Origin of the sequence: Vibrio sp. sp1 (genome assembly GCF_016920955.1) — a bacterium.
GTDB classification, from domain to species: Bacteria; Pseudomonadota; Gammaproteobacteria; order Enterobacterales; family Vibrionaceae; genus Vibrio; species Vibrio alginolyticus.
Window position 1 is genome coordinate 1518574 of sequence record NZ_CP060589.1, and the last position, 23189, is coordinate 1541762.

Genomic DNA, 23189 nt, shown 5'->3' on the forward strand with positions numbered 1-23189 from the left:
TTGACTATATGATGGTCATCGCGGCATAGAGAAAGGGAACGGAGCTCCCCCAATCCATGTTGCTGGCTCGTCTGTACATTGAGTTGGCCTATCTACACAAAATAGACAGGCAATCACAGAGTCAAAACACAAAAGGAATTATTCATGTCTAATCCTCTTCTGACGTTTACGGACCTACCTCCGTTTTCTCAAATTAAACCAGAACACATCAAGCCAGCCGTTGAGCAAGCGATTGCTGACTGCCGAGCAAAAATCGATGAAGTTCTACAAGACAACGCTCACCCAACTTGGGACAGTGTGATTGCGCCAATTGAAGAAGCGGATGATCGCTTAAGCCGCATCTGGTCGCCAGTGGGTCACATGAACTCGGTAGTGAACAGCGAAGAGCTACGTGAAGCTTACGAAAGTTGCCTACCAATTTTGTCAGAGTACGGCACTTGGGTTGGTCAGCATAAAGGGTTGTACGAAGCGTACAAAACCATCAAAGCGAGCGAAGAATTTGCAACGTTAACTCGTGCCCAGCAGAAAACCATCACTGATGCACTGCGTGATTTCGAGTTATCAGGCATTGGTTTGCCATCCGATGAGCAGCACCGTTACGGCGAGATCAGCAAACGTATGTCTGAGCTGAGCTCTAAATTCTCTAACAATGTGCTGGATGCCACCATGGGTTGGACCAAGCACATCACAGACGAGAAAGACCTAGCAGGTATGCCAGAATCGGCGCTGGCAGCAGCGAAAGCTGCCGCAGAAGCAAAAGAGTTAGATGGTTACCTCATTACGCTAGATATCCCATCTTACCTACCTGTCATGACGTACTGCGATAACCAAGAGTTGCGTAAAGAAGTGTACGAAGCGTACGTGACGCGCGCTTCTGATCGAGGTCCAAACGCAGGCAAATGGGATAACTCAGAAATCATTACTGAGCAGCTAAAACTGCGCCATGAAATTTCACGTATGCTAGGTTTCAATACTTACAGTGAAAAGTCGTTAGCAACAAAGATGGCTGAAACGCCTGATCAAGTGCTGGGCTTCCTGAATGACCTAGCGACACGAGCGAAACCGCAAGGTGAACGTGAAGTCGAAGAGTTACGTCAGTTTGCGAAAAGTGAGTTTGGTGTTGAAGAGCTGAACGTTTGGGATATCGCTTACTACAGCGAGAAACAAAAGCAGCACCTGTTCCAAATTTCGGATGAAGAACTGCGCCCATACTTCCCAGAGTCAAAAGTCGTGAGCGGTCTGTTTGAAGTGCTAAACCGCGTGTTTGGCATGACCGTTACTGAGCGCGAAGGCGTAGACACTTGGCATGAGTCCGTGCGCTTTTTCGATATCTTTGATGCTGAAGGCACACTCCGTGGCAGTTTCTACCTAGATCTCTACGCTCGTGAACACAAACGTGGCGGCGCGTGGATGGATGATTGTCGTGGTCGTCGCGTTACGCTATCTGGCGAGCTGCAAACGCCGGTTGCGTATCTAACGTGTAACTTCAACCGTCCAGTGGGCGACAAACCAGCACTGTTCACGCACGATGAAGTCGTGACGCTATTCCATGAGTTTGGTCATGGAATCCACCACATGTTGACGCAAGTTGATACAGGTGCTGTTTCAGGTATTAATGGCGTGCCTTGGGATGCGGTTGAGCTACCAAGTCAGTTCCTAGAAAACTGGTGTTGGGAAGAGGATGCGCTGGCGTTCATTTCTGGTCACTATGAGACAGGTGAGCCGCTACCTAAAGCGATGCTAGACAAAATGCTCGCAGCGAAAAACTTCCAATCTGCGATGGGTATTTTGCGTCAGCTAGAATTCGGCTTGTTCGACTTCACGCTTCACACCGAATATGACCCAGAAGTGGGTGCGCGTGTACTGGAAACTCTGGCGAAAGTGAAAGAGAAAGTCGCGGTAGTTCCTGCGGTTGAGTGGGCGCGTTTCTCACACAGCTTCGGCCATATTTTTGCTGGTGGCTACAGTGCGGGTTACTACAGCTACCTGTGGGCTGAAGTGCTGTCGTCAGACGCGTATTCTCGCTTTGAAGAAGAAGGCATCTTCAACAAAGAGACGGGCCTAAGCTTCCTGAACAACATCCTAGAAATGGGGGGCAGTGAAGAGCCAATGGAGCTGTTTAAGCGCTTCCGTGGCCGCGAGCCACAAATCGATGCACTGTTGCGCCATTCGGGTATTGCGGCGTAAATTGAGCAAAAAACATCAAGGCCAACCGAACGGTTGGCCTTTTTTGTACATTTTTTATAAAAAATTTTACGGATTTACGTTTCGGTTGATCGGGTTCTGCAACGATATCAATGTCTCCGTGGACTGAACCTCATCAATGGCTTGCAGCTTGTCGATCAGTACAAATTGCAGCTCTTCAATCGATTTGCACATCAATTTGACGAATATGTTATACGCGCCCGTGGTGTAGTAAGCTTCAACGACTTCGTCGAGCGCGTTGAGTTTTTCTAACGCGGAGTGGTAATCACGAGCTGCATTGAGGTTAATACCAATAAAGCAGCACACATCATAGCCAAGCTTTTTAGTATTGATGATCACCTCCGTTCCTTCGATGATGTCCGCCGACTTCATCTTCTCGATACGCACATGGATAGTGGCAGGGCTGACATCGAACTGCTTTGCCATTTCTGCGTAGGGCGTTCTGGCGTCAGCCATCAGTGTTTTTAATATTGCGCGGTCAAGGTCGTCGAGTTTCGGTAGGCTCGCATTCATACTATGATTTCCGTTAGGGATAGAGTTTTACCTCCCTTTTATACTCATAGCGGATAGGATTCACAAGGTTTGGCAGGAGTAACTGCGGGTTAACTCCGAGCTATGGAGATAATGTGCAGCGTTTTCTGGTTATTGCCGCGCTATGTTGGAGCGCGTTTGCTACGGCCTCAGATCCGAAGGTGTTGGTCGTGCACTCCTATCATCAGGGTTTTTTCTGGACGGACTCCATACAGCGAGGCATCGAGCAACAGCTGGGCGATCGAGCGCTGGACATGCGTGTGCTCTATCTAGACTCGAAACGTAACCAGAGTGAGCAGTTTTTTGCACAACTAAAATCCTTATATCTTACGAAATTACGCAAAGAGCGATTCGATGCCATTTTAGTGAGCGATAACAATGCGCTTGAACTCATGCAGCGTTTAGCCCCAATCATCAAAGACACCCCAGTTATATTTAACGGCATTAATAACTACCATCCTTCTTTACATCGTTCTCTGAATGCAACCGGAGTCATGGAAGATGTCGATTTGGAAGCGAATCTCGCTCTTATTGAGCGCTTACATCCGAACTACACACAAGTTCTCATCGTCAGTGACCACTCGGTGACCGGTGAGGTGTTGCGTTATCAAATCGACAATTTTGTCCTCAAGTTCCCGCAATATCGAGACAAAATCGTACAACTTGTCCCAGACAGCATCATCGATCTAAAACAACAAGTCGCAAAACTGAGTTCCGATAAAGTCGTCTTGTTCTGGACCTATTACCGAGATAAACAAGGTATGGTTGGCAGCGAGCGTGACTGGGTTGGTGTCAACAAAGTCTCAAACGCGCCGCTGTTTATGGTGCATGACATTGGTTTGGGTCATGGCGCAGTTGGAGGGGTTATTCAAAGTGGTTATCGGCATGGTATTGAGAGCGCAGAGATGCTTGAGTTCGTTTTGGATAACCCTGATCAGCCTCTGCCTGCCGTGAAAAAAAGTGATTCTGAAATAAAGCTCGATTACCAAGCGGTAGCGCGTTGGGGATTGGGGGCTGAACAAGAGGTTTCTGCGGTATTTTTTAATAAGCCAATGAAGCTTTCTGAACGTTTTGCCAAGGAAATTCGCCTGTTTGGTAGCCTGTTTGTGGTGATGTCGGTGGTCATTTTGCTGATGGGTTATTATTTACAGCGGATGCGTCGAAGTGAGAGCGCTGCGCGAGAAAGCCAGGCTATTCTAGAATCGATTTTCGATCAGAGCATGCAGTATATGGGCATTTTGGATGCCAACGGTGTGCTTAAATCGGGCAACGATCACCTTCAATCCTTACTTTATCACAAAGGACTGCGTTTAGACCGACCACTTTGGTTTCATCCCAACTGGAGTGAGAAAGCCCAAGCGCTGCTAGAGGAGTATTTCCATGCGCCTCACCATCAAGTGTCGACGTTTGAAGCTGAAATTTGGAGTAAAGAACACGGCGCCTTGGTATTAGAAGTTTCGCTCAAGCCTTTTTCTCAGCAAGTAGGGAATCATAAGCAATACTTGTTTGAAGCGCGCGATATTACCAGTCGTAAATTGATGGAGGACAAGCTCTACCAACGTGAGTCAACTCTACGCAACTATTACGAGCAGCAGCCTGTGATGATGGTGACGCTTGATAGTAATAACCGAATTCAAGAAGTGAATCGATTTGCTCAACTACTTCTTGGCTACAAACCGATGGACATGCTCGGACATCGCCTGAGGGAGTTCTATTTTGATGACAAAGTGCTGTTCCCTCGCCAAGTGTTATTGCAACCCAACCAGCAAGTGCATGGTGTTTGGCGACGTGAAGTCGAGTATCGTCATGCAAATGGTCATCGTGTTTGGGTGCGCGAGAATATTCGTCCGCTGAGTGAATCTGAGCAACTGCTGATTGTGGGCGAAGATATTACCGAAACCAAACTGCTCTCCGAGAAATTGGAATACCAAGCTCGCTATGACTTACTGACGGGGACTTACAACAGAAACCATTTTGAACTAGAGCTTAAGACCGCACTGTGCGAAGTGGACAGCCATCGTCGAGTCCACGCCATGTTGTACCTCGACTTAGATCAACTAAAAGTCCTCAATGATACGGTTGGGCATGATGCAGGTGATGCGGCGATTCAATTCTGCGCCAGTATGCTGGAAGGCGTTCTGCCGTACAATTCCATCTTGGCTCGAATGGGAGGCGATGAGTTTGCGGTGTTACTCAAAGACTGTGACGAATATGGCGCCATCAATATTGCCAAACTGATCATCTCGACACTAAGCGAACACCTCTTTATTTGGGAAGACACACGCCTGTTCATCAGTTGCTCAATTGGTATCCGTATCATCGATCATACCGCTGATACGCCACAAATGGTGCATGCTCAAGCAGACTCTGCTTGTCACGCCGCTAAAGAGCAAGGCCGTAACCGCTATAATCTATTCAGCTTAGATAACGAAGAGTTGCAGCGTCGTCAGATGGAAATGCAGAGCGTCAATTTGGTGCATGAGGCATTGTCGAATCAACGTTTAGAACTGTTTGCTCAACCGATAAAAAGCTTACAAAAGCACGAGACTCAAATGTATTTTGAGATTTTGGTGCGTATTCGCAATGGGTACGGTGATTATGTTTCTCCTGCGCTGTTTATCCCTGCTTCCGAGCGCTACAACATTGCCCATTGGATTGATAAGCAGGTTATTACTCAAACGCTAGAGTGGTTTGAACAGCGTCCTGAGGTGGTTGAACAGCTTGGTCGCTGTTCGATAAACCTTTCAGGTCAATCTATGGGGAATCAAGAGTTTATTGACTTCTTATTGGAGCGATTGGAAAGTTCGACTCTGCCGTGTGAAAAAATCTGCTTAGAAATCACCGAGACAGCGGCGATGAGCAATCTGGATCAAGCCATTGAGCTGTTTACCAAGCTAAAGGCTTTGGGTTGTATGATTGCATTGGATGATTTCGGATCTGGATTGTCTTCATTTGGCTACTTAAAGAAACTTCCTGTCGATATCGTGAAAATTGATGGTCTTTTCGTGCAAGATATCAACGTAAATGAAATGGACCGCGTGATGGTTCGTTCAATCAATGACTTGGCGAAGCAACTAGGTAAAGTGACGGTGGCGGAGTTTGTCGAAAATGACCAGGTTATGCAGCATTTGATAGACCTCGGTGTGGACTACGGTCAAGGCTACGGTATTGGTCATCCTAAGCCGCTTTCTGAGCTAGTGGAGCAACTGACGGTTGTATAACCTCTGCGTAGCAAGCTCAACCTAGCATTAATAGGTAACTTAGGTATACACTCAGCGCCAGTTACCTCGATTTTTATTGGAGCCTCCTTTTGCAACTGCAATTGATCTGTGAAAACCCGTCTCAACAATCTCATCTTGATGAACTCGCTGCGCGTTGGCAGCTGTCACACACTGACGATAGCGATTTTGCTTTGGTGCTAACCACCGAGCGTTTGGAGCTACGTAAAGTGGATGAGCCAAAGCTGGGTGCAATCTTTGTGGATTTGATTGGTGGTGCGGTAGGTCATCGTCGCAAGTTCGGTGGTGGTAAAGGCCAAGCAATTGCGAAAGCTGCGGGGTTGAACAAAGGGGCAACGCCAACCGTGTTAGACGGCACGGCAGGTCTTGGTCGTGATGCGTTTGTGCTCGCCTCGCTAGGTTGTAAAGTGCAGATGGTCGAGCGTCATCCAGTCGTAGCGGCTTTGTTAGATGATGGCTTGGATCGAGCGAAACAAGACCCAGAAATCGGCACCTGGGTATCTGAGCGCATGTCGCTAATCCATGCTTCTAGCCATGATGCGCTGGAACAATTGGCGCAAGATAAAGACTTTGTCCAGCCAGATGTGGTGTATCTTGACCCGATGTATCCGCACCCAGAAAATAAAAAGAAGTCGGCGCTCGTAAAAAAAGAAATGCGCGTTTTCCAATCGTTGGTTGGCGCCGATTTGGACGCCGATGGTCTGCTAGAACCAGCCATGGCGTTAGCCACAAAGCGTGTAGTAGTTAAACGCCCAGACTATGCTAACTGGCTGAACGAGAAAAAACCGACCATGGCGATTGAAACGAAAAAAAATCGCTTCGATGTCTACGTTAAAGCATCGATGGCATAACTTCCTGACGGCTCAACTTTTCTTGTCACAGTACGGTGTGTCGTGCTGTGACTCAGCCTCTCTTTCCTCGTCTCTATTGATAGTTTTCTCTTGCTAATTCCCTTCCCTGACTGTATATCTAACTAAGAATTATTATTATTTCACTTGTTGTGATGCGGTCGATAACTGGGAAGCTGGAGTAGTAGAATGGCTAAACGTTTATGTAAAATGAGTCGCAAACAGATCGCGGCAGAACTTGGTGATATCCATCGTTTAGTTGTCGCACCAAAATTCGTTTGTCGTTCTTGCGCACGCTCTTCATCGGCCAAAGATACCCTTTGTAAGCCAGCCGCAATTCCTCCACAAAAATGCCAAGACAAGCCATTGAGTGAGCAACAAGCATGTGGCTTATTGGTTGAAGCTCTGCCAGCACAAGCGATTCCAGTGATCACTAAACAAAGCAACGAAAAAGCCGCGATTGTGAGGCGTGTTGTTGAGCGTGTGAAAGAGAAAAAACAAGCCGAAAAATCTCCGGAGCCAGTAAGAGCCGACGCACCAGTATGGTTTGATTTAGCGGATAAAAAATCGCTCAAGAAAGCGAAAAAAACACTGAAAAAGCACTATAAGCAGCAAAAGAAGTTGCTAAAAGTGGCGAAAAAACAACAAAAGTTACTTAAGCGTCAGCGCAAGCTTGAAGCGCGCAATGCGAAACTAGAAGTGTTGCTGCCAACGCCACCTAATGCTTTGATAAACGCAATCTCACAAGCCAAAGTGCATTAATCAAACAAAAAACGCTCTCCAGTCGGAGAGCGTTTTTTATTGCTGGAATATTTGTTAGTAGCGATGGCGTTACTTATTGGCGTAGCTCATTTCGACGCGCTTTTTCACCCAGGTTTCGTTAATCCATAGGGATAGCATGATGATCGCACCGCCAATGGCGAGTCGCATGACATCAACATCGCGGTTCCAAATCACAATGTTTACAATCAAGCCCGCCGGAACCAATGCATTGTTCATTACTGCCAGTGCACCTGCGTTCACCATAGTCGCGCCTTTGTTCCAAGCAAAGTAACCAAAACCAGAAGCAATCAACCCAAGGTATGTCAGAATGCCCCATTGCGTTGTAGTGGTTGGTAGTTTGTCGAGGTTACCCATGAGCGCGAAAGCCACGGTTGCTACACAAAGTGCACCTAAGTAGAAGTAGCCAAACACGGTGTGTTGTGGCAAATCGACGGGTTCACTCTCCATGATATATTTGTAGCCCACCTGACCGATGGCAAAGCAGAGGTTTGCTCCTTGTACGACCAAAAAGCCCAGTAGGAAATCTTCATTAATGCCTGCAAATTTAATCCAGGCGGCACCAAATACGGCTATTGCAGCGGTAACTAAGTACCAAGGTGAAAAGCGACCTTTCAAGAAGTCATAGATTAGCGTGACGTAAATGGGTGTGAATACGGTGAACAGCAATACTTCTGGCACGGAAAGGAGCAAAAAAGATTGGTAGTAGAAGCAATACATCAAACCGAGCTGGAAGCCACCGACGGTCATCAGTTTCGCGATTAGGGATTTGCTAACGCCACGGAATTTCAAAAAGGGAATGAAAACCAGGCTCGCCAGTGCCACGCGCATGAACACCGAGAACCAAGAATCAACCTGACCGGCGAGGTAAACGCCGATCAGGCTAAATGAGAATGCCCAAAGTAGGGTAACTGCGGATAGATAAGCCATGGATGAGAATCTTTATCAACAACAAATGTGCCCGCAGTCTAACCAAGTTTTATCGTTGCGCCAATCAGTCTTTTAGCGGTACGACCAGCATATCGACTGGTGAGCAGTTAATCAGCTGTCGAGTCGAAGATAGAATCTTGCTCCAGAAATCTTGGTGATGACCACAAACCACCAAATCGATACTGTAGTCTTGAATGGTATCGCACAGCTCATTACTCAAATCGCCACTACCGACTAAAGTATGGGCAATTGGGTATTGCGCATATTCAGCGAAGTTTGCCAATTGTGTGCGCGATGCTTCCATTGCTTGATGTTGCGCTTCTGCCATATTGATATCGATAAGCCCGGTGTAGAGTTCTGCGTAGTTCACGTCGATGTGAATAAAAGAGACTTTCGCATCCAGAGGTTTAGCCAGTGATACGGCTTTCTTAATCAACACTTTACTGTCGTCTGAAAGGTCGACTGCCACAAGTATGTGTTTGTAACTCATATTGCTATCTCCTTGTAAGGTCATAGTTTTAGATTAGCACCAACCCCAAAAAAAATTTGCTGAAGTGATCTCATATCGGTGCCGTAGGTACAAAGTCTTGTCTCAGTAATCATGTTATAGTGGCGTTGTACCCAAGTGACTTTGATATGCTGAAATAAGCGTAGTGTTACTGACTAGAGTTGAAGTGAAACTTCGCCGTGTCTGCCGGACCAAGCTATTCTCGCAGCGTCACTTATTTCGAGGTTACTTGGGTATATTGCATGCACAATAATAGGAGTTAACATGCTGTCTCAAACTATGGTCGAACAATTGAATGAGCAAATTAACCTAGAATTTTTCTCATCCAATCTATACTTACAAATGAGTGCTTGGTGTGAAGACAAAGGTTTTGAAGGTGCGGCTGAATTTTTACGCGCTCACGCCGTAGAAGAAATGGAGCACATGCAACGCCTATTCACTTACGTGAGTGAAACTGGCTCAATGCCAATCTTAGGCGCTATTGATGCGCCAAAGCATGACTTTGCGAGCCTAGGTGACGTTTTCCGCGAGACATTTGAACATGAGCAAATGATCACGGAAAAAATCAACAAACTGGCGCACGTTGCATTTACTAGCCAAGACTACTCAACGTTTAACTTCCTACAGTGGTACGTGTCAGAACAGCACGAAGAAGAGAAGTTGTTTAAAGGGATTTTAGATAAGATCGAACTGGTAGGTGAAGACGGTAAAGCGTTGTTCTTCATTGACAAAGATCTAGCACAAATGGCGAAAGAAGGTTCATCTTCAATCATGGATGCTCCAGCTGCGTAAACGCGTTTTGGGACGTTGTAAGTAGCGGGTAAAGACGAAGTGTTGGTCGTCTTTTTCTCTTGAGCATTGTTGAAGATGTAGGGAGGAAAAGATGATCAGTGGAGACACAATCTTATTTGCGCTAATGGTGGTAACTGGAGTTAATATGGTCCGGTATCTCACCGCTCTTCGTTCTCTAATTTATATCATGCGTGAAGCGCATCCGCTGTTATATCAGCAAGTTGATGGTAATGGTTTTTTTACCACTCATGGAAATGTCACCAAGCAGGTGAGGTTGTATCACTACATTAAAAGTAAAGAATATCATCATCACCACGATGAAATTTTTACTGGTAAGTGTGAAAGAGTGCGTGAATTGTTTGTTCTATCGACCGCGTTGCTCGGCGTGACGCTACTTGCGGCCTTCATTCTCTAAGAGTCAATAATCCAGAAGTTGTTCTGTCTGAGATTTTGCGGACATACAGAGCGCTTAGAGTTTAAGCGCTTTTCCCTTTCGGTATTTGTCGGTAGAATGTCGCGCCTAGAAAGCAAGGATGTGCAATGTGCACATCCTTTTTTATTTTGATTCGATACCAATCAGTCTAAGAGCTACCGATGAGTAAGAAATTTGATGTTGTTGTAATTGGCGCAGGCGCAGCAGGTTTAATGTGTGCTGCAGAAGCAGGCAAGCGAGGCCGCTGTGTTTTGGTGCTCGATCATGCTAAAAAGCCAGGACGTAAAATCCTTATCTCGGGCGGTGGTCGTTGTAACTTCACTAACTACGACGTTTCAGCTAATCACTATTTGTGTCAAAACCCGCACTTTGTTAAGTCGGCGCTCTCCCAATACACTAACTGGGATTTCATCTCGATGGTGTGTAAACATGGCATTGAGTTCGAAGAGCGTGATCACGGCCAGTTGTTTTGTGTCGATGCATTTACGGCCAAAGATATCGTGAAGATGTTGTTAGCTGAGTGTGACATGCCGAACATCGAACAGCGTTACCAATGCGATGTTCATTCGATTGAAAAAATTGATGAAGGCTTTCGTTTGCATGCTGGCACTGAGATTGTCGAATGTGAGTCTTTAGTTATCGCAACAGGTGGCTTGTCGATGCCAAAACTGGGGGCGACACCATTTGGTTATAAAGTCGCGGAACAATTTGGTCTTCGAGTTATCCCAACCACGGCAGGGCTTGTACCATTTACTCTGCATAAAGAAGACAAAGAAGACTTTGCTGAGTTATCTGGTATCGCGGTACCTGCGGAAATTACGGCTGAAGATGGCACCATGTTCAAAGAAGCCCTGTTGTTCACACATCGTGGGTTATCTGGTCCAGCAGTGTTACAGATTTCTTCATTCTGGCGGGCCGGACAAAAGGTGTTGATCAATCTTGTGCCAAACGATGATGTTGCTGAGTTATTAGAACGCAGTCGTGAGAAGCATCCAAATCAGTCACTCAAGAATACGCTTGCCAAAGTGCTGCCTAAGCGTCTGGTTGAAGTCTTAATTGAACGTAAAGAGCTAGTCGATAAACCGCTAAAACAGTTCAATCAAAAGGAGCTTGCGGCGATTGTGGAGCGTCTAGAGCATTGGGATATCGCCCCGAATGGCACTGAAGGCTACCGAACTGCGGAAGTGACACTCGGCGGTGTCGATACTGATCACTTATCCTCGAAAACCATGGAATGCAAAGACATTAAAGGGCTTTATTTTATTGGTGAAGTGATGGATGTGACTGGTTGGCTAGGGGGCTACAATTTTCAGTGGTGCTGGTCGAGCGGCTTTGTTGCGGGGCAGTGGGTTTAATCAAACACCAAACGCAGCCTAACTGCATAAAAGATAAGATACAAAAAGAGCACTGAATAAAAGTCAGTGCTCTTTTTGTATTCCCATAGCGAGTTACTCGTCTTGATACTTTTCGAGTTTGTTATAGAGCGTTTTCACGCTAATGCCTAACTCCTGCGCTGATTCCGTTTTATTGCCTTGATTCTCTTCAAGGGTATTGAGAATGGCGGCTTTTTCTAGCTCTTCTAGCGAAACGCCCGCCGGAACAAGGTCTTCGATGCTGGTGCCTGTCTCCAATGGTGGTGTGTCGAAGATAAGGTGTTCATCTCGGATGGTGTCATCAGCCAAAATAAATGCACGCTCGATCGTGTGTTTGAGCTCACGGACATTACCTGGCCAGTCGTGTGCAGCGATTTTTTGGATCGCAGAGTCAAGAATCGTTTTGGTTTTTGCCTCATTGGCGTTGCGGTGCGCGATAAAGTGCTTGGCCAGACCGACGATATCACCGCCTCGTTCTCGCAGTGGCGGTATCGTTAATGGGAAATGCGATAAGCGGAAAAACAGATCTTCACGCAGGAACTGCTCCTCAATGGCGATTTTAGGATCACGGTTTGTAGCAGCAATGATGCGAGTATTAGCGATATGAACCGTATTACTGCCAACTGGGCGATACTCTCCGGTTTCCAAAACACGCAATAGCTTCACTTGATGCTCGATAGGCATCTCGGTGATTTCATCTAAAAATAGGGTGCCGCCCTCTGCCTGCTTAAATACACCTTGGTGAGTTTTATTTGCTCCGGTAAAAGCGCCTTTCTCATGGCCAAACAGTTCGCTATCAACTAATTCAGGGCTAATGGCACCACAGTTAATCGCTATAAAGGGCTGTTGTTTACGCTCACTCGCTAAGTGGATGGTCTGCGCCACCAGTTCTTTGCCTGATCCACTTTCACCGACAATAAGGACGTTGGCTTCTGTTTTAGCAACGCGCCTGATCATACGATAGAGCTGATGCATCGGAGAGGAAGAGCCGACCAAAAGACCAAATTGGTCAAGATCGCTGGTGGACACTTTACGCCCTTGATCTTGTTTGTGTTGATAGTACTGGCTGACTTCACTCAGGGTGTCCGTCAGAATGGCAATATCAACGGGCTTTCTGTAGTGAAAAATAGCACCCAAGTTCATCAGCTTATCCAAGTTCTCGTTTGGAGCGCCAGAGCTAATGATGATCAAGTCCATATCGTAGATGTCTTCGATATTAGAAAGACGTTGATAATCTGCACTAGTAAAGTGGGCGACTTCAACAATCGCAACTTCCGGTTTGAGTTGTAGGAAATCTTCAATCCATTGGTCTGCGGCATCGATGTCATGCAGACGAAATTTGTTCAGTTCCTGGCAAGAAGCGATGGCATTTTTAAGTGATGGATCTTGTATTCTTAGAAACAGGCTTGGCATCGACATAGAAATGTCCTCTTTACTATGACAGAAACAATGTACGTGGATTATTCTCACTTCACAAGACAAAATATTGTCAGCATAGATTTAAGGATTTGTTCGGTATTTTTATGTTGTTAGCCCCTTTTTGATATATATCGGTGAGAGCCATCAGTAGATATTTCCTTTTGTTCAGATTTTTATTTTTAAAATAATAAGTTTGCTATTAATTGATTCTGGGGAAATAGCCTTTCTGTTTTATCAGGTTATTTAGGCACAAGTGACGGAGGCTTTATCACCGATTAAAAATTACATTTTTTACGTGTAAATAATTCATGCTTATACTTTATTGCTCATCTCATTTTTACCTCTTTCCTTTATTAGTCAATTAAAAACAATGAGTTATAAAGTTGGCACATGGTTTGCTCCTAGGGAAGTGCAACGTCAATAAAGGAGAATTACCATGAATAACATCGCAGCTAAAATTGTACTTACGTCAGTTCTTGCTACTTCATCTACAGCAGTCTTAGCGAGTGATAAATGGGAAAAAGAATCCATGGACGCTTGGCTAGATGGTAAAGCTGAAACCACACTACTGCTAAACAGCAATCTCAACTCTTTTGATATCAATACCGATGTAGAGAATCAGGTCGTTACCCTTTCTGGTTCGGTAAACAATGATCTTGAAAAATCACTTGCCGAAGAGCTTGTTACTGGTCTTGATGGTGTGAAAAAAGTAAACAACGAATTGTCAGTAGTGAATGAAGGCAAGAAAGAAACTGATTCAGAAGCTTTAGCTACACTGACCGATTCTAAAATCACGACTATAGTTAAAACGCGCCTACTAATGGATACCAATGTGAGTGGTACGGATATTGATGTAACGACAGAACGCAAAACGGTAACGTTGGCAGGTAAAGTTAATTCAGATGCGGAGCATGATCTTGCAATTTCAATTGCAAATAACACCAATGACGTAAATAAGGTGATTGATAAGCTAGAAGTGGTTCAATAATAGCGAGCCGAGTGATTTAACCCACTTTTATTAGGAGGTAACACTATGGTTCGTTGGATGTTTATTTTTCTGGCACTGGCACTAATTTCTGCACTATTAGGCTTTACCGGTATTGCAGGAGCTGCTGCCTCTATCGCGCAAGTGATATTTTACCTATTCCTATTGTCATTAATTGTATCAATAGTGATTGTTCTGCTGGGAAGAAAAAACGTAAATAGATAGGAGATTCCATGCGACTTACGTCATTTGTTTACCGTATCGCCGCAGTATTCGGTTTGGTGTTTGCGTTGGCAGCTTGTAGTGAAGAAGGGCCAATGGAACAGGCCGGCAAAAAGATAGATGAAGCCGCCGAAGAAACCCAAAATGCGATTGAAGATGAATGTGAAAACATTAAAGAAAATCTAAACGCTGAAGACCAAGACTGTTAGCCGAATCAGGTTAGGTTTTTTACGCATAGCTATGTAAGAGAGGGGCGGTCAATAACCGCCCTTCCTTTTGTCCCAATTGTTTACAATCAGATAAGGAGTCAAAGATGAAAAACATATTTGATGTACTGAAAGAGAGTCATGAAAAGCAACGCCTTTTACTCGATGCTCTGATGGAAACGTCTGGAGATTCCCCCGCTCGTGAAGAGTTTTATCACAACCTTAAAGAGGAACTCGAACAGCACGCAGCGGCAGAAGAGCGGTTTTTCTACGCGCCTTTAATAGATAGTGATAAGACCATTGATCTCACTCGCCATGGCATCGCAGAGCATCATGAAATTGATAAAGTGATTGCACAGCTTGATGCAACCGATATGAGCTCGCCAGCGTGGCTCAACCTAATGAAAACCTTGCGTCACAAAGTGTTGCACCATCTTGAGGAAGAAGAGCAGCGTTTCTTCCAGTTAGCCGGTAAGGTAATGACCGATAAGCAGAAAATGAAACTAGCGGATGGTTATGTTGAAGAGATGGTAAGCTAGGTAGAGTGTTGGACCTTTTCGTGCCATTTCGGCACGGGAAGGCACTCAATCAAGGCGTTTACTAAAGTTCATGTATCCAAGCTCAATCCCCCGCGTATTCTAACTTCCACTAAAAAGTGCACTCGCTGAAGGCAAGGAGAGCGAATGTTTATCATCAAATATTATATTCTTGGCGCTCTGATCAGTTTATTGGCCGCTATCTATACGCCTCAAATTATCGTTAGTTTGCTGTTCTTATGGATATCGCTTTCTTTAGCGTTGGTCAGCGTAGCCTACGTATTCGACATTCCCTCTATTTTTAGAAAAAACCAAGATGGCAAGATTGTCAGGTGGATTCGCTGGGCATTCATCCCATTTCTATTGGGGGCTAGAGCGTATAACGCCTGGGAAAGACGGCGTGATACAGTGCCTCCAATCCAAAAAGTCAGCGACAATTTATACCTATCTCGCCGTTTGTTTCAGAGTGACTTAGATTTTCTCGAATCCAATGAAATCTCTTGTATTGTCGATGTCACCGCAGAATTTGCAGGCCTTGAAAGTGCGATGACCGACAAGCAGTTTCATTACCTTTCGATTCCGGTACTCGACCACAAAGCCCCAACGCTAGAGCGCCTTCGCCATGCGATTAACTGGATTGATACTCAAATCTCGTGCTCGCGGGCAGTGGTTGTGCATTGTGCGTTAGGGCGTGGTCGTTCAGTGTTTGTTGTGGCGGCGTATTTACTGAGCAAAGACCCGTCACTGACGGTTGAATCCGTGATGAAAAAAATCAATGACGTACGCAGTACCGCGAGATTGAATAAATTACAGATTAGAACGTTACGAGCGATCAGTGAAAAAGGCGTACTAGGGCTGGATCAATCCACTTGGATGGTGGTTAACCCTGTTGCAGGTGGCGGAAAATGGGAGGAAAACGAACAGCACCTGATTCGTGAACTAACCAAAAAATATCGCTTGAGTATTCATCAAACCACCACAAACCTCAGCGCCGAGCAGCTAACACAACAGGCAAAAGAAAGTGGAGCTAAGCAAATCATCGTAGCTGGTGGCGATGGCACAGTAACAGAGGTGGCGAGCCAATTGGTGGATACCGACCTAAAACTCGGTATTGTTCCGCTCGGAACTGCCAATGCGTTATGTCATGTGCTCTATGGCGTTGGCGCAAAATTCTCACCGGTCGAAAAAGCGTGTGAAGCGTTGCTTGGCGGACACTGCCAACGTATTGATACTGCGGAATGTAATCAGCGGCTTATTTTATTGGTCTTAGGCATTGGGCTAGAACAGAAAATGATCGAGCACGCTCAGCGAGAAGAGAAAAATGTTTTTGGACAACTCGCTTACCTCACCGGCTTTTTTAATGCTGTAGTGGCGGAAGAAACGCAAGCTTTAACCGTATCGTTAGACGCTCCAACTGAAGATGGAAACCACGACAAGAATACACAAACGCTTGACGTCCATAGTTTTGTCGTTGCGAATATCGCTCCATTTAGTACGTTGCTTGCCCAAGGTGGTGATGCGCCGCAGCCTGATGATGGCAAGCTGCATATCACATATTTAGATAACACCGAGTCTTTAGGCGGACGTCTTATCGCCTTGTCGGATCTGACATTAACGAGCGTAGGCGCACAGGAAGAATCGACACATTTTCAATACGCGACGGCTCAGAGCGTCACTATTTCTGCGAATAAACCGATTGAATATGTGATTGATGGTGAACTGTATTCTGATGAGCAACTGGCAATCAAGCTGCGTCCAAAGTCATTGAACGTATTTGTTCCAAGCCAGAGACGTAAATCAGCTTCGCTTTAACACAGATAATCCGCGGATAACGCGCCATTTGCTTCGTATTCTACATGGCGCTTTTTCTGTGCTGTTTGATGATTTGGTGTGCGTCGTAAAAAGGCTATCAAGGTCGCTGCGTAGATGCAGCGGCTTTTGTCTATCTGCACCTTTTTATTAGGTTGATTGGGGATGAGGGTTAAACAAAGTGAAGAAAGAAGGGCGAGTATAATTACTCACCCTGAGGTAAGTGCTTTTCAATTTCATCGTTTTCAACTTGTAAAGCAGCTAACCAATAAGAAACAAGTGCGGTTAAGTTGGTGTCGTCAATGGCTCTAAGCAGGGCTTTTAAATCATCTAACAGTAATTTATTCATAAAATGCATTTCTTTGTAATTACCTAGCTCGGCAACGCCGTATTCGGTGGCATTTTCTGCAATGAATTGTTCACCATCTTGGTCGAAAAACAGCTTCGCCATCTTTTTGATCATCACTTTTTCTATTTTCACGAATCGATATGCCGCTCTTGCGAGTGTCATATGTGATTGCGGGTTAACGAGAGGCAAACACGTTTGGCGATGGTGTGTCATTTTTACGAGTAGCTCCCTTACTCGATTGTTATCCAATGTCATAGTGACCTCTTTATTTGTGATTATTGTCGTGGGACATTTCTCGTGACGGTTATGTTAATGCGCCTGTGGGCTTGTCAGAAATGGCCAAAGCAAGTTGGCCATTTCTTTGCTCAATACCGAGCTTTATTGCAAGGGCGACCACCAGGTTTTAGCTAATAAGGCTGATGCTGCTGAGTTTTTCTTTGCAACTTTTTATATCGCTACGAACTTTCAGCAGAACCGAGTTATCCGCCTGCTCTGGGTGGGAAGTAATCAAATTCTCAATCTCTTTGAGTACCTTGCTTTCGACACCTTCAAGCTGTTCTAAATACATTGACTCTTTGTCAGAGGACACTTCCTTCATCACGTCGCTGTAGACCTCACGCGCCTTGATGGTGTAGGAAACCGGAGTGTCGTCGGCAGATTCTTCATTGTTACTTGCTAGAGAGTAGGGAGTGAGCTCAATGACTGCACGCTCACGTACTCTGAGCAGTTCTACCAACACATTATTCAAGGAAGTGTTGTCGATGTTCTCGATGGCCTTGTTGTAAATTTCATTTCCGCTTTCGATAAGCTCAATGATTGAGGCGATGTTTTCATTTTTCATATGCCACTCCTTATTTACTGGTGATAGGGGTGTTTGAGTGTATGGAATACAAACACGATGTTTCGTCTTCAGTTGCAGGTTGTATGCCAATGAACTTTAAGTCTTATTAATCAGTGACTTAATATCTTGTTTTGCAATAACTTGCTAACAGTCGGTAAGGCGCTAAGAAAAAATTACAAGAATGGCGGGGAAAGCCTGGAAAGAATTACACGTACAGATACGGCTTTTTATCGAAATAAAAATAAAATCAATAAAAAACAATAGCTTAAAATTCTGGCATGGATATGGCTTTGTAGGGAGTAAGTGAGGTCAAACATTGTTTCACTTGATTCACTATTCAACTCATTAATGGAGGCTAGTTATGGCTACTACAAAAGAAAGCACAGTAAAACCTCAAGAGCAGTTAGAAGAAGCATATCACTTAGCGGAACAAGCCACGACGGAAGCCGTTGGCGCGATGAAAGACCAAGCCAAAGAGAAGCTGGATGTCGGTGCACAGCAAGTTCAGCAGGCGACTAAGTCGGCAGAAAATGTAATCAAGGAGCGCCCATTGCTGAGCATAGGCTGTGCCTTCCTTGCTGGTTGGGCGGTTTCGAAGCTGATCAAATAATAGTGGTTACCAAGGATTAAGCCACACAACAGAAAGGCGAGGCTTCACATGAATAACTCAGGGCAAGTTACCAATCAGCAATCAGGCTCGGCGGCTTCAGACAGCGGCCGAGCCCCTGATGGGGCAGAAGAACAGGATATCCAACAAACCATTAATGGTTTGAGCAGCATTCTTGCGCAATTGGACCAACTGACGAAATCGCTAAAAGCATGGTCAGGTTCAACGTTGGATTTGTTCCTCTTGGAGATGAAAGTTAACGTGTCCGCAGTGCGTCAGATTTTGCTGTGTACCGTTGTTTTTACCCTATTGTCGGTATTGTTCGTATTCAGTTTGTGCCTTGCCTCTGGGGTGGTGGCTTATCAGTTAACTGCCAACGTATATGTTGCCGTGGGTGTATTTATCACATCATTAGGCTTGGCATTATTTGCTTTAGCCTGGTGGCAGAAGCGTTTAGTTGGATTTCTTGGATTCAAAAATACGACAGAACAATTACAGGAGGGGTGGGATGCGCTCGCTACAAAAGCTCAATCGAGCCATGCGGATCAAGCGGATGGAAGGTAAAGCGTCTCTAGAGCAATGCTGTTTGTCGATGGAAATGTTCACGTTTACCACCAAGAAGTTTGTGAGAGAAAACCCTTGGACGACATTAGGCATTAGTGCTGTCGTTGCCGTTACCGCAGCAAAAGCAGGTCGATTGTCTCGACTGACTTCTTCTATTTCGTCAATGGGGCTATTGGTTAGCAGCGTGTCTGATATTACCGATTCGCTCACAAAGCCGGTCGCGGCAGCTTCTCTGGATGAGTCAGATGCGGAGCAAAATGGAAATGCAGCAACACAAGTAAGCAACGCTGCGACGACAGAGGGCGAACCACTCTAATAGCGGATTTCACCGCAAAATTTTCTTACCGATTCTGAGCTTATTATGACAGCGAAATTGAACATTCCTGCCAACACTGCGATTGGTGCAACGCTTCTCGTCCTGTTACTCGTCCCAGGGCTGTATTTTGCCAAGCCAATATTGTTACCTATTGTGCTTAGCACCTTTATTTCTCTGCTGTGCAGCCCTTTCATTAATTATCTTGAAGACAAAGGCTTACCACGTGCTATTACCGTCGTGTTGACGCTGTCATTCCTCGTTGGCGCTTCAATTATTGGTCTTGCCGCCATGTCGGAGCCCGCCAAGCAATGGTGGTCTGAGCTGCCCAGTATCGTGAAAAATGTGTCGCAAGAAGTAAGCGAAGTTACTAAAGTTTCGGCTGATCACCTTAATACTCCATTGAATATCGCCAACGATATGAGTATGGATGAGGTCGGGAACAACACCGTATTTTCTTTGGTAAAAACGCTCGCGACCACTACGCCGACGATTTTGACACAAGCGATGATCGTGCTGTTTATGGTTTACTTTATGCTCAATCATGGACGAAGCTTATTTCGAAAGTCAGTGTCTTACCTACATGGGTTCGCCAAACAGCGCCAAGCGATTGAGTTGGTCAAAGCGCTACAGAAAGACCTATCTCGATACATTGGCACCATCACTTTAGTGAATGCGGGGCTGGGGTTGAGTGTTGGGGCCGTGTTTTTTGTTCTAGGCCTTGAAGATCCATTTCTATGGGGCGCATTTGCAGGCGTGATGAATTTTGCGCCGTACCTCGGCCCTGTCATATCCATGGTGAGCTTTGGCTTTGTTGCTTATCTTCAGTTGGAGTCGGTCAGTTTTATGCTGACGGTGGTGTCTATCTATTTACTGCTCAATTTGATTGAAAGTCAGTTTGTTACACCAACACTATTGGGGAAAAGGTTTAACTTAAACCCGTTAGTGATTTTTGTTTGGCTTGTTTTTTGGGGCTGGCTTTGGGGCGGAATGGGACTATTGATCGGTGTGCCGTTGCTGGTTTGTATCAATATTTTGGTTGATCGTCTAGAGCTATGCCAATCAACCCAAAATCAAGCAAAACAAATCACCTCCGCGGACGTGGCACCGCGAGAGTGACTTGAGGATCAAGCTGGTTCAACGAAACAGTTTTTCAGCGCTCACTGGCTGACTAAACAAATATCCCTGACCATAAATACAGCCTTTTTCGAATAAATAATCGGCTTGTTCCCGAGTTTCTATCCCTTCCGCGACGACTTTCAACGACAGCGTTTTTCCCATGGCAATAATGGCATTCACAATCGCGTTGCTGTCGCTATTACTTGGGACATCACTGACAAATGAGCGGTCAATTTTCAGTTTGTTGATTGGCAAACCTTTCAAGTAAGACAAAGACGAATAGCCAGTTCCAAAGTCATCCAGAGAAATCTCAATACCCAGTTCTCGTAATTGATTTAACGATGCAATGGCTTGTTGAGGGTCGATCAGTAAAAAGCTCTCTGTGATCTCCAAATCTAACCGTTGGGCAGGGTATCCGGTGTTATCGAGGATAGTACTTAATCGCTGAATGAAATTTGACTGCTGAAGCTGCAACGCAGAAACATTGACGGCGATTTTGCCAAACTCGATGCCTTGGTCCAGCCAAGCATTACCTTGCAAACAAGCTTGTTGTAACACCCACTCACCAATGCTTTGAATCAGCCCTGTTTTTTCTGCAATTGGAATAAAGTCTGCTGGTGGTACAAGGCCAAACTCTGGATGCTGCCAGCGTAATAAAGCTTCCACGCCGACAATCGTATTTTGTTCCAAATTGTATTGCGGTTGGAATTCTAACCGGAGTTGTTGTTTTTCTATTGCTTGATGCAAAGCGGATTGAATGCGTACATGGGATACGGATTTATCGGTCAAATCCGGTGAGTAAAACGCGTAGCCGTTGCGTCCATTTTTCTTCGCTAAGTACATCGCAGTGTCTGCGTTTTTCAGTAAGGTTTCACTGTCTTGACCATCTCTTGGGTACAAGGCAATACCAATACTGGTCGAGACACGAAGTGAGTCGTGATTTGCTAAGTCGAATGGTTGCTGGAATACGCTTAGAATATCGCCGACGGTTTCCAGTAAGGCAACATCACTATGGATGTCTGGCAAAATAATCACAAATTCATCGCCGCCAATACGAGCCACATGCGCATTGAGGTGAAGCACATCTTGCAGACGAATCGCTAACTTAGACAGCAATTGGTCACCACAGAAGTGGCCCATGCTATCGTTGATGTGTTTGAAATGGTCGATATCTAAGAATAGGGTGGCAAACGTCTGCTGGTTTTTGTGTCCGGTTTCGATGTGTTGTTCGAGTAAGCTGAGTAAATGGGTGCGATTAGGTAGATTGGTTAATGGATCGTAAAAAGCCATGCGCTGCAGCTTTTCTTCGTGTGCCTTACGCACAGAGATATCTTCAAACACACAAATGTAGTTAATAAGGTGGTTTTTATCGTCCATTACGGCGCTAATGGTCGCTAATTGCGGATAAATGCTGCCATCTTTCTTTCTGTTGATGAATTCGCCTTTCCATTGGCCTTTGTTTTCGAGTTGATGCCACAACTGTTGATAGAAACCTTGATCATGATGGCCTGAGCGCAGAATTCGTGGGTTTTTTCCTATCACCTCTTCAGAGCGGTAGCCTGTAATTTGGGTAAAAGCCGTGTTTACATCAATGATGTTGGCATTGCGGTCTGTAATGACCATGCCTTCTTGCGAATTGTTGAAAATTTGGGACGCTAAGGAGAGCTGCGTTTCTACCATTTTTCGGCGGGTGATGTTACGTGTCATCCCCAGAATGCCGATTAAGTTTCCCGCATGATCACGGACAGGAGACTTAATGGTTTCTAGCCAAGTGGGGTTATTGTTTTCATCAATTTGACGGCATTCTTCAACAATATTTTGCGTGCCCGTGGCTACCACCAATTTATCGGCATCAATGAATTTTTCCGCACGTTCATGGCTAAACAGAGCAAAATCGTCTTTTCCAATGATTTCACTGTTGGTTTTTTGCCACGCATTTTCTACGCTTCGGTTGGTCATCGAATAAAGGCCATCCATGCCTTTTATCCATACGTGGTCTTCAAGGCAGTCGATAAACTCTTGTAGTGTTGGTGTTGGCTTTATTTCCGCGCTTTGATGTCGCGTTTGTTCTTGCTGCCAGTGCAAGTTGATATCAAAGCTGATCCGCCCCGCCATTGCGCTTAGCCATGCCGAAACAACCGTTGATTGATCATTAGGGTGAGTCAGTGTCAGTACGGCAAGCAATTCGCCATTAGGTAGCCAAATCGGTCCAATGCTCAAGGTTTGCTCTTCAAAGGGGGTATGGCTAACTGTAAAATCTGTCGGCGTAAAGTGATCGACAACTTGCGTTATCACATCGATGATAGCACGATGATTTTGGGTTGAGGTGGACACCTCAGTCGATAGCCACTGCTGAGTATCGCTCAGAGTATAAAGCTGTCCCTGAGCTTGAGTTACATCACAGCATTGTCGCAGAACGTGTTGCCAGTCTGCCATCAAAGGCGAAGGAATAGCGAAGCGAAACATAATTAATAACGAGTCCTAAATCGCCCAAAGGTAATTATATTAGAATCTAGCGTAAGCTATTGGGCTTTGTGAGTATCGTATCCAACGCGTAGCTAAATCCTAGCAGCGTAAAGT

The 23189-nt window shown here is 45.3% G+C and carries 23 protein-coding genes; 16 read left to right on the top strand and 7 right to left on the bottom strand.

Annotation, left to right across the window (positions count from 1 at the left end; translation table 11 throughout):
• The first annotated feature begins 144 nt into the window (after nt 1-144).
• Entirely contained in the window at nt 145-2187 is a 2043-nt protein-coding gene (prlC, locus tag H9L11_RS07180; protein WP_017635033.1) for an oligopeptidase A, read from the top strand.
• A 66-nt stretch (nt 2188-2253) separates the two neighbouring features.
• On the opposite strand, the gene asnC is transcribed toward prlC, so the two are convergent.
• The gene (gene asnC, locus H9L11_RS07185) at nt 2254-2718 is read right to left on the bottom strand and encodes a transcriptional regulator AsnC (protein WP_005389595.1); all 465 of its coding nucleotides are present in this window, start codon (nt 2716-2718) and stop codon (nt 2254-2256) included.
• A 113-nt stretch (nt 2719-2831) separates the two neighbouring features.
• Between asnC and H9L11_RS07190 the strand changes: the two genes are divergently transcribed.
• From H9L11_RS07190 to H9L11_RS07200, 3 genes are all read left to right on the top strand, one after another.
• A complete protein-coding gene (locus H9L11_RS07190) occupies nt 2832-5957 on the top strand; it encodes an EAL domain-containing protein (RefSeq protein WP_205391071.1) in 3126 nt (1041 codons plus the stop codon).
• 89 nt (nt 5958-6046) lie between these two features.
• Nucleotides 6047-6826 (top strand): class I SAM-dependent methyltransferase, encoded by a 780-nt coding sequence (locus H9L11_RS07195; RefSeq protein WP_005379162.1) that lies wholly within the window; start codon nt 6047-6049, stop codon nt 6824-6826.
• A 186-nt stretch (nt 6827-7012) separates the two neighbouring features.
• Nucleotides 7013-7585 carry a hypothetical protein gene (locus H9L11_RS07200; protein WP_171343024.1) on the top strand — a complete coding sequence of 191 codons (573 nt, stop codon included), beginning with the start codon at nt 7013-7015 and terminating at the stop codon, nt 7583-7585.
• Nucleotides 7586-7654: 69 nt separating this feature from the next.
• Here H9L11_RS07200 and H9L11_RS07205 read toward each other — a convergent pair whose 3' ends face one another.
• Together H9L11_RS07205 and uspA are read right to left on the bottom strand one after the other, a co-directional pair.
• Complete coding sequence (locus H9L11_RS07205) at nt 7655-8533, bottom strand: carboxylate/amino acid/amine transporter (RefSeq protein ID WP_025768287.1); 879 nt, start codon at nt 8531-8533, stop codon at nt 7655-7657.
• A 64-nt stretch (nt 8534-8597) separates the two neighbouring features.
• Nucleotides 8598-9023, bottom strand: coding sequence for a universal stress protein UspA (gene uspA / locus H9L11_RS07210; RefSeq protein WP_005379165.1), 426 nt, complete (start codon nt 9021-9023; stop codon nt 8598-8600).
• Nucleotides 9024-9305: 282 nt separating this feature from the next.
• On the opposite strand from uspA, the gene ftnA reads away from it, so the two are divergent.
• The 3 genes from ftnA to H9L11_RS07225 all read left to right on the top strand — a co-directional run bounded on the left by ftnA (nt 9306) and on the right by H9L11_RS07225 (nt 11621).
• Complete coding sequence (gene ftnA / locus H9L11_RS07215) at nt 9306-9833, top strand: non-heme ferritin (protein WP_005379167.1); 528 nt, start codon at nt 9306-9308, stop codon at nt 9831-9833.
• 91 nt (nt 9834-9924) lie between these two features.
• Nucleotides 9925-10248: a universal stress protein UspB gene (gene uspB / locus H9L11_RS07220; RefSeq protein WP_005379169.1), complete on the top strand. Its 324-nt coding sequence runs from the start codon at nt 9925-9927 to the stop codon at nt 10246-10248.
• A gap of 179 nt (nt 10249-10427) precedes the next feature.
• A complete protein-coding gene (locus H9L11_RS07225; RefSeq protein ID WP_205391072.1) occupies nt 10428-11621 on the top strand; it encodes an NAD(P)/FAD-dependent oxidoreductase in 1194 nt (397 codons plus the stop codon).
• A gap of 93 nt (nt 11622-11714) precedes the next feature.
• On the opposite strand, the gene H9L11_RS07230 is transcribed toward H9L11_RS07225, so the two are convergent.
• The gene (locus H9L11_RS07230) at nt 11715-13058 is read right to left on the bottom strand and encodes a sigma-54 dependent transcriptional regulator (protein ID WP_005382945.1); all 1344 of its coding nucleotides are present in this window, start codon (nt 13056-13058) and stop codon (nt 11715-11717) included.
• 436 nt (nt 13059-13494) lie between these two features.
• Between H9L11_RS07230 and H9L11_RS07235 the strand changes: the two genes are divergently transcribed.
• The 5 genes from H9L11_RS07235 to H9L11_RS07255 all read left to right on the top strand — a co-directional run bounded on the left by H9L11_RS07235 (nt 13495) and on the right by H9L11_RS07255 (nt 16819).
• Nucleotides 13495-14046, top strand: coding sequence for a BON domain-containing protein (locus H9L11_RS07235; RefSeq protein ID WP_005379174.1), 552 nt, complete (start codon nt 13495-13497; stop codon nt 14044-14046).
• A gap of 45 nt (nt 14047-14091) precedes the next feature.
• The gene (locus H9L11_RS07240; RefSeq protein WP_005379177.1) at nt 14092-14268 is read left to right on the top strand and encodes a DUF1328 family protein; all 177 of its coding nucleotides are present in this window, start codon (nt 14092-14094) and stop codon (nt 14266-14268) included.
• A gap of 8 nt (nt 14269-14276) precedes the next feature.
• Nucleotides 14277-14474 carry a hypothetical protein gene (locus H9L11_RS07245; RefSeq protein ID WP_017821108.1) on the top strand — a complete coding sequence of 66 codons (198 nt, stop codon included), beginning with the start codon at nt 14277-14279 and terminating at the stop codon, nt 14472-14474.
• 104 nt (nt 14475-14578) lie between these two features.
• On the top strand, nt 14579-15010 hold the full coding sequence (locus H9L11_RS07250; protein WP_017821107.1) for a hemerythrin domain-containing protein: 432 nt from the start codon (nt 14579-14581) through the stop codon (nt 15008-15010).
• A gap of 144 nt (nt 15011-15154) precedes the next feature.
• Nucleotides 15155-16819, top strand: a complete 1665-nt coding sequence (locus H9L11_RS07255) for a diacylglycerol kinase family protein (RefSeq protein WP_053307270.1) — start codon at nt 15155-15157, stop codon at nt 16817-16819.
• Nucleotides 16820-17021: 202 nt separating this feature from the next.
• Here H9L11_RS07255 and H9L11_RS07260 read toward each other — a convergent pair whose 3' ends face one another.
• A complete protein-coding gene (locus H9L11_RS07260) occupies nt 17022-17420 on the bottom strand; it encodes a hypothetical protein (protein ID WP_005379193.1) in 399 nt (132 codons plus the stop codon).
• A 148-nt stretch (nt 17421-17568) separates the two neighbouring features.
• Entirely contained in the window at nt 17569-18006 is a 438-nt protein-coding gene (locus tag H9L11_RS07265; RefSeq protein WP_005379194.1) for a DUF2383 domain-containing protein, read from the bottom strand.
• Nucleotides 18007-18367: 361 nt separating this feature from the next.
• On the opposite strand from H9L11_RS07265, the gene H9L11_RS07270 reads away from it, so the two are divergent.
• From H9L11_RS07270 to H9L11_RS07285, 4 genes are read left to right on the top strand one after another with little or no spacing between them, the layout of a single operon-like run.
• The gene (locus tag H9L11_RS07270) at nt 18368-18616 is read left to right on the top strand and encodes a hypothetical protein (protein ID WP_005379196.1); all 249 of its coding nucleotides are present in this window, start codon (nt 18368-18370) and stop codon (nt 18614-18616) included.
• Nucleotides 18617-18664: 48 nt separating this feature from the next.
• Nucleotides 18665-19177, top strand: coding sequence for a phage holin family protein (locus H9L11_RS07275; protein ID WP_005379198.1), 513 nt, complete (start codon nt 18665-18667; stop codon nt 19175-19177).
• On the top strand, nt 19167-19493 hold the full coding sequence (locus H9L11_RS07280) for a hypothetical protein (protein WP_005379200.1): 327 nt from the start codon (nt 19167-19169) through the stop codon (nt 19491-19493). Before H9L11_RS07275 ends, H9L11_RS07280 begins: the two co-directional genes overlap by 11 nt.
• Nucleotides 19494-19538: 45 nt before the next feature.
• Nucleotides 19539-20609 carry an AI-2E family transporter gene (locus H9L11_RS07285; protein WP_158173551.1) on the top strand — a complete coding sequence of 357 codons (1071 nt, stop codon included), beginning with the start codon at nt 19539-19541 and terminating at the stop codon, nt 20607-20609.
• Nucleotides 20610-20627: 18 nt separating this feature from the next.
• Here the strand turns inward: H9L11_RS07285 and H9L11_RS07290 are convergent, their stop codons facing one another.
• Nucleotides 20628-23075, bottom strand: coding sequence for an EAL domain-containing protein (locus tag H9L11_RS07290; RefSeq protein ID WP_205391073.1), 2448 nt, complete (start codon nt 23073-23075; stop codon nt 20628-20630).
• Nucleotides 23076-23189: the final 114 nt, after the last annotated feature.